This is a genomic window from Micromonospora sp. 050-3 (genome assembly GCF_046549335.1).
GTDB classification, from domain to species: Bacteria; Actinomycetota; Actinomycetes; order Mycobacteriales; family Micromonosporaceae; genus Micromonospora; species Micromonospora trifolii.
In genome coordinates, this window is record NZ_JAJPVX010000001.1 from 71,690 (window position 1) to 86,441 (window position 14,752).

At 71.1% G+C, this 14,752-nt stretch carries 17 protein-coding genes and 1 pseudogene; 15 read left to right on the forward strand and 3 right to left on the reverse strand.

Going from position 1 to position 14,752, the window contains the following annotated elements; all coding sequences use genetic code 11:
* Positions 1 to 735 (forward strand): 16S rRNA (uracil(1498)-N(3))-methyltransferase, encoded by a 735-nt coding sequence (locus tag ACLJOK_RS00345; RefSeq protein ID WP_410815402.1) that lies wholly within the window; start codon positions 1 to 3, stop codon positions 733 to 735.
* A 20-nt stretch (positions 736 to 755) separates the two neighbouring features.
* Here the strand turns inward: ACLJOK_RS00345 and ppk2 are convergent, their stop codons facing one another.
* Positions 756 to 1,667, reverse strand: a complete 912-nt coding sequence (gene ppk2, locus ACLJOK_RS00350) for a polyphosphate kinase 2 (RefSeq protein ID WP_410815403.1) — start codon at positions 1,665 to 1,667, stop codon at positions 756 to 758.
* Positions 1,668 to 1,835: 168 nt separating this feature from the next.
* On the opposite strand from ppk2, the gene ACLJOK_RS00355 reads away from it, so the two are divergent.
* The gene (locus tag ACLJOK_RS00355) at positions 1,836 to 2,507 is read left to right on the forward strand and encodes a hypothetical protein (RefSeq protein ID WP_410815405.1); all 672 of its coding nucleotides are present in this window, start codon (positions 1,836 to 1,838) and stop codon (positions 2,505 to 2,507) included.
* 27 nt (positions 2,508 to 2,534) lie between these two features.
* On the opposite strand, the gene ACLJOK_RS00360 is transcribed toward ACLJOK_RS00355, so the two are convergent.
* Positions 2,535 to 3,296 carry an SDR family NAD(P)-dependent oxidoreductase gene (locus ACLJOK_RS00360; protein ID WP_410815406.1) on the reverse strand — a complete coding sequence of 254 codons (762 nt, stop codon included), beginning with the start codon at positions 3,294 to 3,296 and terminating at the stop codon, positions 2,535 to 2,537.
* A gap of 98 nt (positions 3,297 to 3,394) precedes the next feature.
* Between ACLJOK_RS00360 and ACLJOK_RS00365 the strand changes: the two genes are divergently transcribed.
* The 8 genes from ACLJOK_RS00365 to ACLJOK_RS00400 all read left to right on the forward strand — a co-directional run bounded on the left by ACLJOK_RS00365 (position 3,395) and on the right by ACLJOK_RS00400 (position 10,827).
* Positions 3,395 to 3,754 carry a histidine triad nucleotide-binding protein gene (locus ACLJOK_RS00365; protein ID WP_124774517.1) on the forward strand — a complete coding sequence of 120 codons (360 nt, stop codon included), beginning with the start codon at positions 3,395 to 3,397 and terminating at the stop codon, positions 3,752 to 3,754.
* Complete coding sequence (locus tag ACLJOK_RS00370; protein WP_410815408.1) at positions 3,751 to 5,145, forward strand: serine hydrolase domain-containing protein; 1,395 nt, start codon at positions 3,751 to 3,753, stop codon at positions 5,143 to 5,145. Before ACLJOK_RS00365 ends, ACLJOK_RS00370 begins: the two co-directional genes overlap by 4 nt.
* Before the next feature lie 131 nt (positions 5,146 to 5,276).
* Positions 5,277 to 6,335, forward strand: coding sequence for a PhoH family protein (locus ACLJOK_RS00375; protein ID WP_393222717.1), 1,059 nt, complete (start codon positions 5,277 to 5,279; stop codon positions 6,333 to 6,335).
* A 15-nt stretch (positions 6,336 to 6,350) separates the two neighbouring features.
* Entirely contained in the window at positions 6,351 to 6,824 is a 474-nt protein-coding gene (ybeY, locus tag ACLJOK_RS00380) for an rRNA maturation RNase YbeY (RefSeq protein ID WP_030491788.1), read from the forward strand.
* Positions 6,800 to 8,224, forward strand: a complete 1,425-nt coding sequence (locus tag ACLJOK_RS00385; protein WP_410819183.1) for a hemolysin family protein — start codon at positions 6,800 to 6,802, stop codon at positions 8,222 to 8,224. The genes ybeY and ACLJOK_RS00385 overlap by 25 nt, the downstream gene beginning before the upstream one ends.
* Positions 8,217 to 8,603: a cytidine deaminase gene (locus tag ACLJOK_RS00390; protein WP_112619633.1), complete on the forward strand. Its 387-nt coding sequence runs from the start codon at positions 8,217 to 8,219 to the stop codon at positions 8,601 to 8,603. Before ACLJOK_RS00385 ends, ACLJOK_RS00390 begins: the two co-directional genes overlap by 8 nt.
* A gap of 5 nt (positions 8,604 to 8,608) precedes the next feature.
* Positions 8,609 to 9,505, forward strand: a complete 897-nt coding sequence (gene era / locus ACLJOK_RS00395; protein ID WP_112677269.1) for a GTPase Era — start codon at positions 8,609 to 8,611, stop codon at positions 9,503 to 9,505.
* 152 nt (positions 9,506 to 9,657) lie between these two features.
* The gene (locus tag ACLJOK_RS00400) at positions 9,658 to 10,827 is read left to right on the forward strand and encodes an acyltransferase family protein (RefSeq protein WP_410815410.1); all 1,170 of its coding nucleotides are present in this window, start codon (positions 9,658 to 9,660) and stop codon (positions 10,825 to 10,827) included.
* A gap of 11 nt (positions 10,828 to 10,838) precedes the next feature.
* Here the strand turns inward: ACLJOK_RS00400 and ACLJOK_RS00405 are convergent.
* Positions 10,839 to 11,513, reverse strand: a pseudogene (locus ACLJOK_RS00405) (DUF4097 family beta strand repeat-containing protein); the annotation flags it as partial.
* 102 nt (positions 11,514 to 11,615) lie between these two features.
* On the opposite strand from ACLJOK_RS00405, the gene recO reads away from it, so the two are divergent.
* The 5 genes from recO to ACLJOK_RS00430 all read left to right on the forward strand — a co-directional run bounded on the left by recO (position 11,616) and on the right by ACLJOK_RS00430 (position 14,701).
* On the forward strand, positions 11,616 to 12,482 hold the full coding sequence (recO, locus tag ACLJOK_RS00410) for a DNA repair protein RecO (protein WP_354946403.1): 867 nt from the start codon (positions 11,616 to 11,618) through the stop codon (positions 12,480 to 12,482).
* Positions 12,483 to 12,486: 4 nt separating this feature from the next.
* Complete coding sequence (locus tag ACLJOK_RS00415) at positions 12,487 to 13,299, forward strand: isoprenyl transferase (protein ID WP_091409745.1); 813 nt, start codon at positions 12,487 to 12,489, stop codon at positions 13,297 to 13,299.
* Positions 13,300 to 13,370: 71 nt separating this feature from the next.
* Positions 13,371 to 13,556, forward strand: a complete 186-nt coding sequence (locus ACLJOK_RS00420; protein ID WP_124820420.1) for a hypothetical protein — start codon at positions 13,371 to 13,373, stop codon at positions 13,554 to 13,556.
* Positions 13,557 to 13,742: 186 nt separating this feature from the next.
* The gene (locus ACLJOK_RS00425; protein ID WP_410815411.1) at positions 13,743 to 13,943 is read left to right on the forward strand and encodes a thioredoxin reductase; all 201 of its coding nucleotides are present in this window, start codon (positions 13,743 to 13,745) and stop codon (positions 13,941 to 13,943) included.
* Complete coding sequence (locus tag ACLJOK_RS00430; protein WP_410815413.1) at positions 13,940 to 14,701, forward strand: pirin family protein; 762 nt, start codon at positions 13,940 to 13,942, stop codon at positions 14,699 to 14,701. The genes ACLJOK_RS00425 and ACLJOK_RS00430 overlap by 4 nt, the downstream gene beginning before the upstream one ends.
* Positions 14,702 to 14,752 lie beyond the last annotated feature (51 nt).

Consider the following 14,752-nt stretch of genomic DNA (forward strand, 5'->3'; position numbering starts at 1 on the left):
GTGTCCGCACCGCTCTTCCTGGTCGAGGCGCTGCCCACCGGCGACGCGCTGACCCTGGACGGCCCGGAGGGGCACCACGCCGCCACAGTGCAGCGGTTGCGCGTCGGCGAGGAGTTGCTGCTCGCCGACGGCCGAGGCGGCACGGCCGCCGCCGTGGTCACGGCCGTCGGCCGGGGCAGCCTGGAGGTCACCGTCACCTCCCGGGGGTACGCGGACGCGCCAGTACCCCGGTTGGTGACGGTGCAGGGCATCGCCAAGGGCGACCGGGGCGAACTTGCCGTGCAGGCGATGACCGAGGTCGGGGTGGACGAGATCGTGCCCTGGGCGGCCTCGCGCTCGGTGACCCAGTGGCGCGGCGACCGGGGCGTACGCGCCCGGGAAAAGTGGGTGGCCACCGCCCGGGAGGCGGCCAAGCAGGCCCGCCGGCCGTGGCTGCCGGTGGTGGCCGGTGCGCCGGACGAGTCCACCGCCACGGTGGCCCGTCGGATCGCCGGTGCCGCCGCCGGGTTCGTGCTGCACGAGGAGGCCGAGGACCGGCTCACCACGGCCGATTTGCCCTCCACCGGCGAGATCGTCCTGGTGGTCGGCCCGGAGGGTGGCATCGCGCCGGCCGAGCTGACCGCCTTCGCCGAAGCCGGCGGGCGACCCGTACGCCTCGGGCCGGCCGTGCTGCGCACCTCCACCGCCGGGGTGGCGGCCCTCAGCGTGCTGGCCGCCCGCCTCGGCCGCTGGTGACCCGTCGGCGGCTGGCTCGGTCAGGGCCGGGGGAACACCGGCACCACCTCTTCCTCCGGCCGTAGGTCCAGCCCGGCCGGCCCGATGATCCGCGGGTCCGGTGTGCCAACCACCTCGGGGTCCTTGCCGGTGTAGTCGAAGCGGTGCAGCACGTGCCGTATCGCCTCCAGCCGGGCCCGCTTCTTGTCGTTGCTCTTCACCACCGTCCACGGCGCGTCGGCCGTGTCGGTCCAGAAGAACATCGCCTCCTTGGCCTCGGTGTACTCGTCCCACCGGTCGAGCGAGGCGATGTCCATCGGGGACAGCTTCCACTGCCGGACCGGGTCGACCTGACGGATCGCGAACCGGGTGCGCTGCTCGTTCTGGGAGACGGAGAACCAGAACTTGACCAGCCGGATACCTGAGCGCACCAGCATCCGTTCCAGCTCCGGGGCCTGCCGCAGGAACTCCAGGTACTCCTTGCGGCTACAGAAGCCCATCACCCGCTCCACGCCGGCCCGGTTGTACCAGGAGCGGTCGAACAGCACGATCTCGCCGGCCGCCGGCAGGTGGGCCAGCCACCGCTGGAAGTACCACTGGGCGGCTTCCCGCTCGTCCGGCTTGGCGAGCGCCACCACCGACGCGCCACGCGGGTTCAGGTGCTCCATGAAGCGTTTGATGGTGCCGCCCTTGCCGGCCGCGTCCCGGCCCTCGAAGATGATCACCAAACGCTCGCCGGACTCCTTGATCCAGTCCTGGAGTTTCAGCAGCTCGATCTGGAGCAGCCGCTTGTCGCGGTCGTACTCCTCGCGGTCCAGTCGCTCGTCGTACGGGTAGTCCTCGCGCCAGGTCTCGACGGGGGTGCCGTCGGGGCGGAGCAGGACAGGGTCGTCGTCGTGGCCATCGGCCACCCGGTAGTCGGCGGTGAGGTCCAGCAGCGCGGAGTCGGCCATGTCGGTGGGACTTACCCGCCCGCGAACCGTCAACCACCTCCCCGTCCGGGTGATCTGTCGGCGGTCGGCACGAGAGCCCGCCGCAGCCGTGCGAGCGCCACGGCGGGGGACGGTCCAATGGCTGACAATCGATCAACAATTGTGGATGGTCACGCGTACCCTGGCGCGGTGCTCGCTGCCGAGGCTCCGAAGATCACCGACTGGATGCAGGCGTGGGGAAGTGTCGTCGGCCTGCTGCTGTCGGGTCTTGCCGCAATGGCTACCTGGCTGCTGTTCCGCCATGAGATCCAGGTGCGGCGAGAGGAACAACGCGACAATGAGGCAGCTCAGGCGCGGCTGATCGTTCCGGTGTTGGACGACCTGCCTCGGGATCCTGATGAGCTACGAAGCTTCACGATTGCCAATTACAGTGGCGTGCCGTTTTACGACCTGCGGGTCATGCTTCTCCGTGACGAGCGGTTGATCGGCACCTATCCCTCCGCTCTCCACGTTCTCATGGGAGAGGTCAAGGGCAGCTTCTCCTACCTGCAGTTGCCAGGAGTTAACGTCGAGCGGGCCGCCAGAACTGGAACGCTGGGCATCGGAGTGTATTTCACCGACGCTTCTGGTTTGCGCTGGAGCAAACTCAACCGTGAGCCACCGACTCGGGTGCAACGCGATGACCGCTGGAGCAAGATTACTGGTCGTGAACAGCAACGTGCAGCGGCGAGATCGAGGCTGGAAAAGGAGATGCAGCTGCGGGCGATGGCCCGTCGGAACAAATCACGGTTCCGGATTGCAGCCTCGATCGCCGCAGTTGTTGCTGCGGCGGTTTTCTTGGTGTTTCTCATTTACAGGTAGGCGCGCCCACCTCTTCGCGATGTCGGGTCAGCTGCGCAGGTAGGAGGCGCCGTTGAGGTCGACGATCGTGCCGGAGGCCCACTCGGCCTGCGGCGAGGCCAGCCAGTGCACGGCGGCCGCGATCTCCTCCGGTTGGCCCACCCGGTCGAACGGGCTCTGCGCCCGGATGGCCGCGCCCCGCTCGCCGCGCAGGTGCTCGGTGGTCATGTCGGTCGCCACGAAGCCCGGCGCGACGGTGGCGACAGTGATGCCGTACGGCGCGAGCGCCACGGCGAGGGACTGGCCCAGCGCGTTCAGCCCCGCCTTGCTGGCGCCGTACGCCGGCTGCTCCGGCTCGCCGCGGAACGCGCCACGGGACGACACGTTGACGATCCGCCCGCCGCGTTCGCGCATGTGCTGGGCGGCGCACCAGGTGACGTTGCCGGCGCCGGTCAGGTTGGTCTCCAACACCTGCCGCCAGCGCTTCTGCCACTCCTCGTACGAGGCGCCGAAGATCGGGTGCGGGTCGTCGCGGTCGCCGTACGTCCCGGCGTTGTTGACCAGCACGTCCAGCCCGCCGAGCTGTTCGGCGGCCCGGTCGACCATGACCCGGACCGCGTCCGGGTCGGTGAGGTCGGCGCGGACCACCACGTGCCCGGTGCCCGGCAGCTGCGCGCGCAGTGCCTTGGCCGCGTCGGCGGAGTCGCGGTGGTGGATGGCCACCCGGTCGCCGCCGGCTGCGAACGCCTTCGCCACCGCCCGGCCGATCCCGCCCGAGGCCCCGGTCACGAGTACCGCCCGATCCGTCATGCCGGCCATCCTGCCTCAGCCGTACGTTCCCTGCGAACGGGCCGGCGGCGCATGCTGCGCCGAAGCGACCCCGGACCGTTAGTCCTTACACTGCCCCGATGGGATCCGACTGCCTGTTCTGCCGCATCGTCGCCGGGGAGATCCCGGCCACAGTGGTCCGGGAGACCGACACCACCCTCGCCTTCCGCGACATCGACCCGAAGGCACCGGTGCACGTCCTGGTCATTCCGAAGGAGCACTACGCCGACGTCGCCACGCTCGCCCAGGGTGACCCGGCGCTGGCCGCCGACGTGCTGGCGACGTCCGCCGCCGTGGCCGAGGACGAAGGGCTGCTCGGCGACGGTTTCCGGCTGATGTTCAACACCGGCGCGTACGGCGGGCAGGAGGTGTTCCACGTGCACGCGCACCTGCTCGGTGGTGCGCCGCTCGGCCCGATGCTCGCCCGGAACCTGGCGTGAGCGAGCGCGGTCCCGACAGTCGCGGCAATGAGCACCTGGACCGGTTGGTCCGGCGGGTGCAGGCCGAAGCCCGGGTGCCGGCGGTGTCGGCGGCGCTGCACCGGGCCGACCGGCCGCTCTGGAGCCGCACCGTCGGCGAGACCGGCACCGACAGCCCGCTGGGGCCGGGCACCCAGTTCCGGATCGGCTCGGTCACCAAGACGTTCACCGCGGTGCTGGTCCTCCAGTGCCGCGACGACGGGCTGCTGGACCTGGACGACCCGGTGGGCCGGCACCTGGACCTCCCGGCGCACGGCGAGCTGACCGTACGCCGGTTGCTGTCGCACACCGGTGGCCTGCAACGCGAGCCGTTCGGCGATGTGTGGGACACCCTGCGCGCACCGGACAACGACCAACTGGTCGCCGAGCTGGACCGGGCCGAGCGGGTGCTGCCGACCGGCCGGCGGTTCCACTACTCCAACCTGGGCGTGGCCGTACTCGGGCAACTCGTCGCCCGGCTCCGGGGCGGCAGTTGGGCGCAGGCGCTCACCGAGCGGATCCTGACGCCGCTGGAGCTGACCGACACCACTGTGACCCCACGGCCGACGGCGGCCACCGGGTTCCTGGTCGACGCGTACTCCGACGAGGCGCACCCGGAACCGCCCACCGACTTCGGCGCGGTCGGCCCGGCCGCCCAGCTCTGGAGCACCGCGCCCGACATGGCCCGGTGGGCGGCGTTCCTGGCCGACCCGGTGGCGCTGGACCCGGCCGGCGCGGTCCTCGCCCCGGCCACCCTGGACGAGATGCGTTGGCCGCTGACCACCACCGACGAGACGCTCTGGGTGGCGGGCTTCGGTCTCGGGCTGATCCTGATCCCGCAGGGGGAGCGGGTGATGCACGCGGGGCACGACGGGGCGATGCCCGGCTTCCTCGCCGGGGTGTACGGCCGCCGCGGCGGTGACGGCACGGCCGGTGCGATGGGCGCTGCGGTGCTCGGCTCGTCCGGCACGGCGACCGAACTGTTCGATCTGCCGCACCTGCTGCTCGCCGCGGCGGTCGAGCACGACCCGGCCGAGATCGAGCCCTGGCGACCCGGTGCGCCCGCGCCGGAGGCCCTGCGGGGTGCGCTCGGCCGCTGGTGGGGCGAGGGCTCCGAGTACGTCTTCTCCTGGCACGGCGGCACCCTGCGGGCGCGCGGGGTCGGTGACCCGGCCGGACGTCCGCCGGCGATCTTCACCCCGCTGCCGGACCAGCCGGACGTGTTCCGGGTGGTCTCCGGTCGGGAGGTCGGTGAGCTGCTGCGGCTGACCCGGGACGAGGCCGGCGCGGTGGTCCGGATGCACTGGGCGACGTACCGGTTCACCCGCCATCAGGAGACCTTCGACCGGTACGACTTCCGGGCCGGGAGTTGATCGCGGCCAGCGGAAATGGGCGCGATGCGGCCCGCGTTGAACCGATACGATGGGTGTAACGTCCGCACGCCAGGCCACCAGGCCGGCGCCGAGATCGAGAGCAGGTGGCGCAGGGCCCTTCGGCCCAACCTATGACCGGCACCCCACCTCCCGGCCCGCCCCGGGTGCAGACCAGGATCACCGTGCCCGATCCGAAGATCATGGTCAATCTGCTCGGCGCAGGCGACGAGATCCTCAGACTCGTCGAACGCTCGGTCACCAGTGACGTGCACGTCCGCGGCAACGAGATCACCATCACCGGTGACCCCGCGGACAACGCCCTCGCCGAGCGGGTCTTCAGCGAGCTCCTCGAACTCATCGAGAAAGGCGAGACCCTGACCAGTGACGCCGTCCGGCGTACCGTCGGCATGCTCGAGCAGGGCAGCGCCGAGCGGCCCGCCGAGGTCCTGACACTCAACATCCTCTCCCGGCGCGGGCGCACCATCCGCCCCAAGACACTCGGGCAGAAGAAGTACGTCGACGCCATCGACACCCACACCATCGTCTTCGGCATCGGCCCGGCCGGCACCGGAAAGACCTACCTGGCGATGGCGAAGGCCGTCCAGGCGTTGCAGGCCAAGCAGGTCAACCGGATCATCCTCACCCGGCCGGCGGTCGAGGCGGGCGAGCGACTGGGCTTCCTGCCCGGCACGCTCAACGAGAAGATCGACCCGTACCTGCGCCCGCTCTACGACGCGCTGCACGACATGCTCGACCCGGAGACCATCCCGAAGCTGATGGCCGCCGGCACGATCGAGGTCGCCCCCCTCGCCTACATGCGGGGTCGGACGCTCAACGACGCGTTCATCATCCTGGACGAGGCGCAGAACACGACGCCCGAGCAGATGAAGATGTTCCTCACTCGACTCGGCTTCAACTCCAAGATCGTCGTGACCGGTGACATCACCCAGGTGGACCTTCCCGGCGGGACGAGCAGCGGCCTGCGGGTGGTTCGGGAGATCCTGGAAAACGTCGATGACGTGCACTTCTCCCAGTTGTCCAGCTCCGACGTGGTCCGCCACCAGTTGGTCGGGGAGATCGTCGACGCGTACGCCCGCTGGGACGCCGAGCGGGAGAACCAGCAGGCGCAGGGCGTTCACGCCGTGCCTGGGCGACCCGCCCAGGGCGGCCGGGCCGGCCGCCGCCGCTAAAGCAGAGGAAAGCAGTTGTCCATCGAGATCGCCAACGAGTCCGGTGTCGACGTCGACACCGACGCCGTGCTCGCCGTCGCCCGGCACGCCCTCGACGAGATGGGGGTCAATCCCCTCGCCGAGCTGTCAGTGCTGCTGGTCGACATCGACTACATGACCGAGCTGAACCACCGCTGGATGGGTGGCGACGGCCCGACCGACGTGCTCGCCTTCCCCATGGACGAGGGCAGCGTCGACCACGGCCCGGGTGAGTCCGCACCGGCCGGCGGCGAGCCCGCCCTGCTCGGCGACATCGTGCTCTGTCCGGAGGTGGCGGCCAAGCAGGCCGCGACCGCCGGGCACGCGCCGGCCGACGAGCTGCACCTGCTCACCGTGCACGGGGTGCTGCACCTGCTCGGCTACGACCACGCCGAGCCGGAGGAGGAGCGGGAGATGTTCGCACTCCAGGCTCGGCTGCTGGCGAGCTGGCGGTCGACCCGCACCCAGTGATGTCCACTCCTCCGTTACTGGCGGCCGGCGCCACCGCCGGCCTTCCCGACTTTCAGCTGATCGTCTTCGCGGCCGGTCTGGTGGTGCTGGCCGGCCTGATCGCGATGACCGAGGCGGCCCTCGCCGCGGTCTCACCGGCCCGAGCCGCCGAGCTGGCCCGCGACGGCGTGCGCGGCGCCCGTACCCTCCAGGTCGTCGCCGGCGACGTCGTCCGGCACCTCAACCTGCTCCTGCTGTTGCGGCTGCTCGCCGAGCTGACCGCCACCACACTGGTGGCGCTCGTGGCGGTGGACAGCTTCGGCGCCGGCTGGCGGGCCGCGCTGGTGACCGCCGGCGCGATGACAGTGGTCAGCTTCGTGGTGGTGGGCGTCGCCCCGCGCACCATCGGCCGGCAGCACGCCTACGCCGTGGGTCGTGCGGTGGCGCCGCTGGTCCGCTGGCTGGGCCGGGCGCTCAACCCGCTCGCGTCGCTGCTGATCCTGATCGGCAACGCGGTCACCCCGGGGCGCGGCTTCCGGGAAGGTCCGTTCGCCACCCAGGTGGAGCTGCGGGAGCTGGTCGACCTTGCCGAGCAGCGCGGCGTGGTCGAGCACGGCGAACGCCAGATGATCCACTCCGTCTTCGCGCTCGGCGACACCATCGCCCGCGAGGTGATGGTGCCGCGTACGGAGATGGTGTGGATCGAGGAGGGCAAGACGCTCGAGCAGGCGCTGGCGCTCTTCCTGCGCTCCGGCTTCTCCCGCATCCCGGTGATCGGCGAGAGCGTCGACGACGTGCTGGGGGTGCTCTACCTCAAGGACCTGATCCGGCGCTCCCGTGGCGGGGACCCGAGGGCCGAGCAGTTGCCGGTGGCCGAGCTGATGCGCCCGGCGACCTTCGTACCGGAGTCCAAGCCGGTCGACGACCTGCTGTCCGAGATGCAGGCGGCCCGCAACCACCTGGTCATCGTGGTCGACGAGTACGGCGGCACCGGCGGTCTGGTCACCATCGAGGACATCCTCGAGGAGATCGTCGGCGAGATCACCGACGAGTACGATGTCGAGCGCCCGCCCGTCGAACGTCTGGCCGACTCCTCGGTGCGGGTGACCGCCCGCCTTCCGGTGGAGAATCTCGGCGAGATGTTCGACACCGACCTGCCCACCGACGAGGTGGAGACGGTCGGCGGTCTGCTCGCCCAGTCGCTGGGGCGGGTGCCGATCCCGGGTGCCGAGGCCGAGGTCGCCGGTCTCCGCCTGGTCGCCGAGGGCACCACCGGCCGGCGCAACCGGATCGACACCGTCCTGGTCAGTCGGGTGGAGCCGGGCGATGAGCAGGACAGCGCGGGGCGCGGCGAGCACGCCGGCCCCGGGGACGACACGGACAACTATCGAGACGACGAGAGGCAACCCGCCGATGCCTGACACACCCGCCGCGCCTGCCGCCCGGCCCACCCCCACCGCGTCGGGCGCACTGAGCGCCGAGGACGGCAAGCTCGTCGTCCTGGCCCGGGGAGCCCGCGCGCGGGTCGGCGCCGTGGAGGGCGCCGCGGTCCGCGACCAGGACGGCCGGACGTACGCGGCGGCCAGTGTCGCGCTGCCGTCGCTGACGCTCACCGCGTTGCAGTTGGCTGTCGCTTCGGCAGTGGCGGCCGGGGCGAGTCGGCTGGAGGCCGCGGTGGTGGTGACCGAGGCGTCGACGCTGGACGGCGCCGGGCACGCGGCGGTACGGGACCTCGCGGCGGACGCGCCGGTCCACGTGGCTGCTCCGGACGGCACGGTCCTCGGCACGGTGACCCAGTGAGCCCGGTGCAGGATCCGGAGGCGCGTCCGTACCGGGCCGGGTTCGGCTGCTTCGTCGGTCGTCCCAACGCCGGCAAGTCGACGCTGACCAACGCCATCGTCGGCACCAAGATCGCCATCACCTCGAACAAGCCGCAGACCACCCGGCACGTCATCCGGGCGGTGCTGCACCGACCGGAGTCGCAGCTGGTCCTCGTCGACACGCCGGGCCTGCACCGCCCCCGTACGCTGCTCGGCGAGCGTCTCAACGACCTGGTCCGGTCCACCTGGACCGAGGTCGACGTGATCGGTCTGTGCATCCCGGCGGACGAGCCGGTCGGGCGCGGTGACCGGTTCATCACCGGCGAGCTGGCCGAGTTGAAGGCGACAGTGCTGGCGGTGGTCACCAAGACCGACCTGGTGGACAAGCGTCGCCTGGCGGAGCAGCTGCTGGCGGTCAGCAAGATGGGGGAGTTCGCCGAGATCGTGCCGGTGAGCGCGGTGTCCGGGCACCAGGTGGACACCCTCGTCGAGGTGATGACCAAGTACCTGCCGCCGTCGCCGCAGCTCTACCCGGACGACATGCTCACCGACGATCCCGAGCAGGTGCTGGTCGCCGAGCTGATCCGCGAGGCCGCCCTGGAGGGGGTCCGCGACGAGCTGCCGCACTCCATCGCCGTGGTGGTGGAGGAGATGATCCCCGAGGGTCAGGTCATGAAGATCTACGCCGACCTGTACGTGGAGCGGCCCAGCCAGAAGGCCATCGTGCTCGGCCACAAGGCGAGTCGGCTCAAGGAGGTCGGCACCAACGCCCGCAAGCAGATCGAGGAGCTGCTCGGCGGTCGGGTCTACCTCGACCTGCACGTGCGGGTCGCGAAGGATTGGCAGCGCGACCCGAGGCAACTGCGCAAGCTGGGCTTCTGACCCACCTCGTCGGCGGTGCCCGACCGGCGGCACGATCGCCTTCGGTCGGGCGGCTGGGGATGTTCACGTTCGGTTGAGGCAGCCGTCGTTTGGTGCGGGCGCCACGCAGGGTAGGAAAGTTGTGCCCGCGTCCCCGACCGAGTTGCAGGCTGATGCGCAACAGGTACCTCGACGTCCTCCGTGCCCTGGCCATCGTTCGAGTGGTGGTCTACCACGTCACCGGATGGGCGACCCTCACCCTCGTCTTCCCCGCCATGTCGGTCATGTTCGCGCTGGCGGGCTCGCTGATGGCCGCGTCGCTGACCCGCGCCGGACCGGCGGCGGTCGGGCGTCGGTTGCGTCGGCTGCTGCCGTCGCTGTGGGTGCTCGCGGTGGTCGTCGTGCCGGCCATGCTGTTCACCGGGCTGTCGGTGAGCCCACGGGTGCTGCTGTGGTTGTTCCCGATCGCCGACCCGCCGGCCAACAACTGGGGCGCGCTGGCGTTGAGCATCATCTGGTACCTGCGCGACTATCTCTGGTTCGTGCTCGCCTCGCCGGTCGCGTTCTGGCTGTTCCGGCGTGCCCCGCTACTGACCCTGCTCGCCCCGTACCTCCTGCTGGCGTCGATCGAGGTGGGGATCTACCCGGCGCCGCCGGTGCTGCGCGAGTTCGGGCTCTACTTCGGCGCGTGGCTGCTCGGCTTCGCCCACCACGCCGGGATGCTGCGCCGACTCTCCGGCCGGCTGCTGTATCCGTTGGCGCTCGCCCTCGCCGTGGGCGGCGGCGCCTGGATCGTCGGGCATCCCGGGCCACGCGGGTACGACCTGAACGACAACCCCCTGGGCAACGCCCTCTGGTCGGCCGCGTTCATCTTGATCGTGCTGGGCCGGGCGCCCGCCGGGGTGGCCTGGCTGAGCCGGAGCCGACTGGCCGACCGGGCGGTGACAGTGCTCAACCGGCGGGCGCTCACCGTCTACCTCTGGCACATGCCGTTCGTGGTGGCGCTCACTCCACTGGTCGACGTGGTGGGCTGGTCCCACCAGGACCCGGTGGGCCTGGCCATCCGGGTGCTGCTGGTCTTCGCCCTGGTCGGGCTGGTCACCCTGGCCGTCGGCTGGGTCGAGGACGTCGCCGCCCGTCGCCGCCCCGAGCTGATCCCCGGTGGCCCGGCGCAGTCCGCCGGCGCAGCGGACGACCGGGGAGGCGGCCAGCGTCGAGATCAACGCTCGCTGATCGTGAGGTTGCCGCTGTCGGCCGAACCGTCGAGCACCAGGGACGCCGCCGGGTTGTCGGCGACGGTGACGGTCTTGTCGCCGGAGTCGGCGCTGGACCGGACCCGGTAGCTGCCCTGCGGCACCACCAGCGTGACATCACCGCTGGAGGCGTGGACCCGGGCCGAGGCGGGCTTGTCCAGCTCCACGTTGACATTGCCGGAGCTGGCCTCGGCGTCGACCGCGCCGCCCAGTCGGCGTGCGCTGATGTCTCCGGACGAGGCGCGCAGCCGTACCGCCGCGGCGGCCTCGCTCACCTCGATGTTGCCGGAGCGGGCCTCCACCCCGACCGCGCCGGACGCGCCGGAGATCCGCACGTCGCCCGAGCTCACCTGTAGCTCCACGGTGCCGACCCGGCTCAGCTCGACGTTGCCGGAGCTGGTCTCGCCCTGCACCGCCACGCCCTCCGGCACCGTCACCTCGTAGGAGATGCTGCACCGCGAGCCGCAGTTGGTGTTCAGCACCAGCTCGCTGCCCTTGATCTCGTAGCGGGCGTTGTCCGGTTCACCGCCCTGGTAGCGCACCACCCGCTTGATCCGCACCTCGGACGCCGGGCCGGTGCCGCGGATCACCACGTCGCCCGAGCCCCCGGAGAGCCGGACCGTGGTGATCCGGACCGCCTCGGTGTTGTCGTAGTCGAGCCGACGGAACGACAGGTTGTCGCACCCCGCGAGCACGATGAGGGTGGTGGCGAGCCCTAGCGCGACCGGAGCGGCGACGCGACGACGGCGGAGGGTGGTGGTCAGCTGTAGTGCCATGACCAGCACGCTACGACCGAGCACGAGTCGGCCGCATCGGGGTTCATCCGCGCTTGCACCCCGAACCAACCCTGATTTCACACCCCGAGGGAGAATGGCCCGATGGCCGGGTATCGCCGACAGCTCTACCGCGACGACGCGGTGGTGCTGCGTGTGCAGAAGCTCGGCGAGTCCGACCGGATCATCACCCTGCTCACCCGCCGGCACGGCCGGCTGCGGGCGGTGGCGCGAGGGATCCGCCGCACCACCAGCAAGTTCGGTGCCCGGCTGGAGCCGTTCGGCCACGTCGACCTCCAACTCGCCGGTGACCCGAAGGGCAACCACGGCAGTTCCCTGCACACAGTGAGCCAGGTCGAGGGCATCGAGCTGTACGGCAAACGGTTCCTGGGTGACTATCCGCGCTACACGGCGGCCAGCGCGATCGCCGAGACCGCCGAGCGGCTGACCCCGGTGGAACGGGAGCCGTCGCTGCGGCTGTTCCAGCTCACCATCGGCGCGCTGAAGGCGCTGTCCCGGGGCGAGCACGCCACCACCCTGGTGCTCGACGCGTACCTGCTGCGCGGGATGTCCCTGGCCGGCTGGGCGCCGGCGCTGGTCGCCTGCGCGGTCTGCGGCACGCCCGGGCGGCACCGGGCGTTCTCGGTACCGGCCGGTGGCGCGGTCTGTCCGGATTGTCGGCCACCCGGTGCGGCTCATCCCGCACCGGCCACCATCGATCTGATGTCCGCGCTCACCACCGGCGACTGGGTTATCGCCGACGCCACCGACGCCGCCGTACGTCGGGAGTGCAGTGGGCTGGTCGCGGCTCACCTGCAGTGGCACCTGGAGCGCGCGCTACGCTCGCTGCCGCTGGTCGACCGGGGTTCCTCGGCGGCCGGCACGGCCCCGCCGCCGGAGGGCACCGGGGCCGTGGTGCTCCGGCCACGCGGTGACGTCGAGGCCGGGGCGGACGGCGCGAACAGGGAGTGACCGAGTGATCCGATCGAAGAAGGCCGGCCGGCGCGAGCCCACGCCGCCGGTGCCACACCCGTCCGGGGCCCGCCCCCCGGCGTTGCCCACCGAGGCGGTGCCGAAGCACGTGGCGGTGGTGATGGACGGCAACGGCCGCTGGGCCAAGGATCGCGGGCTGCCCCGCACCAAGGGGCACGAGGCGGGGGAGCACAGCCTCTTCGACACCATCGAGGGCGCCATCGAGATGGGCATCCCGTACCTGTCGGCGTACGCGTTCTCCACCGAGAACTGGCGACGCTCGCCGGACGAGGTCCGGTTCCTGATGGGCTTCAACCGGGACGTGATCCGTCGTCGCCGTGACCAGCTGGTCGACCTGGGCGTACGGGTGGTGTGGTCGGGGCGGCCCGGACGGCTGTGGAAGAGCGTCATCTCCGAGTTGCAGACCGCTGAGGAGATGTCCCGCGACAACTCGACGCTGACCCTGCAGTTCTGCGTGAACTACGGCGGGCAGGCCGAGATCGGTGACGCCGCCGCCGCGATCGCGCGGGACGTGGCGGCCGGCCGGCTGGACCCGGCGAAGGTCACCGAGAAGACCGTGGCGAAGTACCTCTACCACCCGGAGATCCCGGAGGTGGACCTGTTCCTGCGCCCCTCCGGGGAGGAGCGGATCTCCAACTTCCTGCTCTGGCAGACCGCGTACGCCGAGTTGGTCTTCCTGGACACGCTCTGGCCCGACTTCGACCGCCGCCACCTCTGGTACGCGTGTGAGTTGTACGCCCAGCGGGACCGACGCTTCGGCGGCGCGCTGCCCAACCCGGTCGCCCCGGTTATCTGAGCCGACACGCTTACCCGCACGTCACTCTGGGTATCAGAGACGTCAGAAGCCACTGACGGAGGTGAACCCACATGATCCAGAAGCGCATTGCCCAGTGGGCGGTGATGGCGGTCGCGGTGCCGCTGGCCGCCGCCGGTGCCCGCCGGCTCAGCCACACCCTGGAGGCCCGGCGTGGTCCCTCCGGGGCGACGCGGTTGCTGACCAAGGGCGCGGACCTGATGCGTCCGCAGAAGGCCAAGCGCCGCCGCTTCTTTTGACCGACCCCCAGCTTTCCCGGCGCCGCCCGCACCCCGTGCGGGCGGCGCCGTCGCGTCCCTCCTCGGTGTCGAGGTGGGGTGGTGCGCTCGTTTCGGGGTCCTGCGCAGGGGCTGCGGGTAGGGTCCGGAGGTGGTGGGACGACGGCGGTTGGGGGGCACATGCGCGATCTCCGATTTAAAATGATCATGGCGTTGAACGCCGCCGACCTGGGCGACCCGATCTGCGAGCAGGTGGCCGAGATCTGTGCCGAGATCGCCGAGCAGCACTGCGCCGAGTTCGGTCACACACCGCAGCTGCGCACCGGTGAGATCGCCGAACTGGCCACCGGCGAGCCGGCCCTGACCTGGGCCCCGTCGACCCCCGACGCCGGGCCGCGTGCCTGGTGACCGCGCCCGCGCCCGCTGTCGACATCCGTCGTGCCGATGATCGCTTCGCCACCAGCATCTCCTGGCTGGACTCTAAGCACTCCTTCTCGTTCTCCCGGCACTACGACCCGGCCAACACCCACCACGGCCTGCTGCTCGTCAACAACGACGACGTGGTCCGACCGGGGGCCGGCTTCGAAACCCACCCGCACCAGGACATGGAGATCGTGACCTGGGTGCTGCGCGGTTCCCTGGTGCACCAGGACTCCACCGGGCACTCCGGGGTGATCTACCCGGGTCTGGCCCAGCGGATGAGCGCCGGCACCGGCATCCTGCACTCGGAGAAGAACGACGCCTGGCGGCTCAACAACCAGGAGCCGCACACCGACCCGGTGCACTTCGTGCAGATGTGGGTGCTCCCTGACGAGCAGGGCGTCGACCCCGGCTACGAGCAGTTGGAGATCGAGGACGAGCTGCTCCGCGGGGGCCTGGTGCCAATCGCCTCCGGGATGGACCGCTACGACGGCGCGTCCGCGATCCGGATCCGCAACCGGTACGCGACGCTGCACGCCGCCCGTCTCGCCCCTGGCGACGAGGTCACCATCCCCGACGCGCCCTACGTGCACCTCTACGTGCCCAACGGCACTGTGACCCTGGAGGGCAGCGGCCCGCTCGGCAGTGGCGACGCCGCCCGGCTCACCATGACCGGTGGCCGGCGGGTCACCGCCGACGAACCGGCCGAGATCCTCGTCTGGGAGATGCACGCAACGGTCGCCTGACCGTCACCCGCGCGGCCCTCCCCCTGTTCTCGCCCCGAACATGGATGTAGT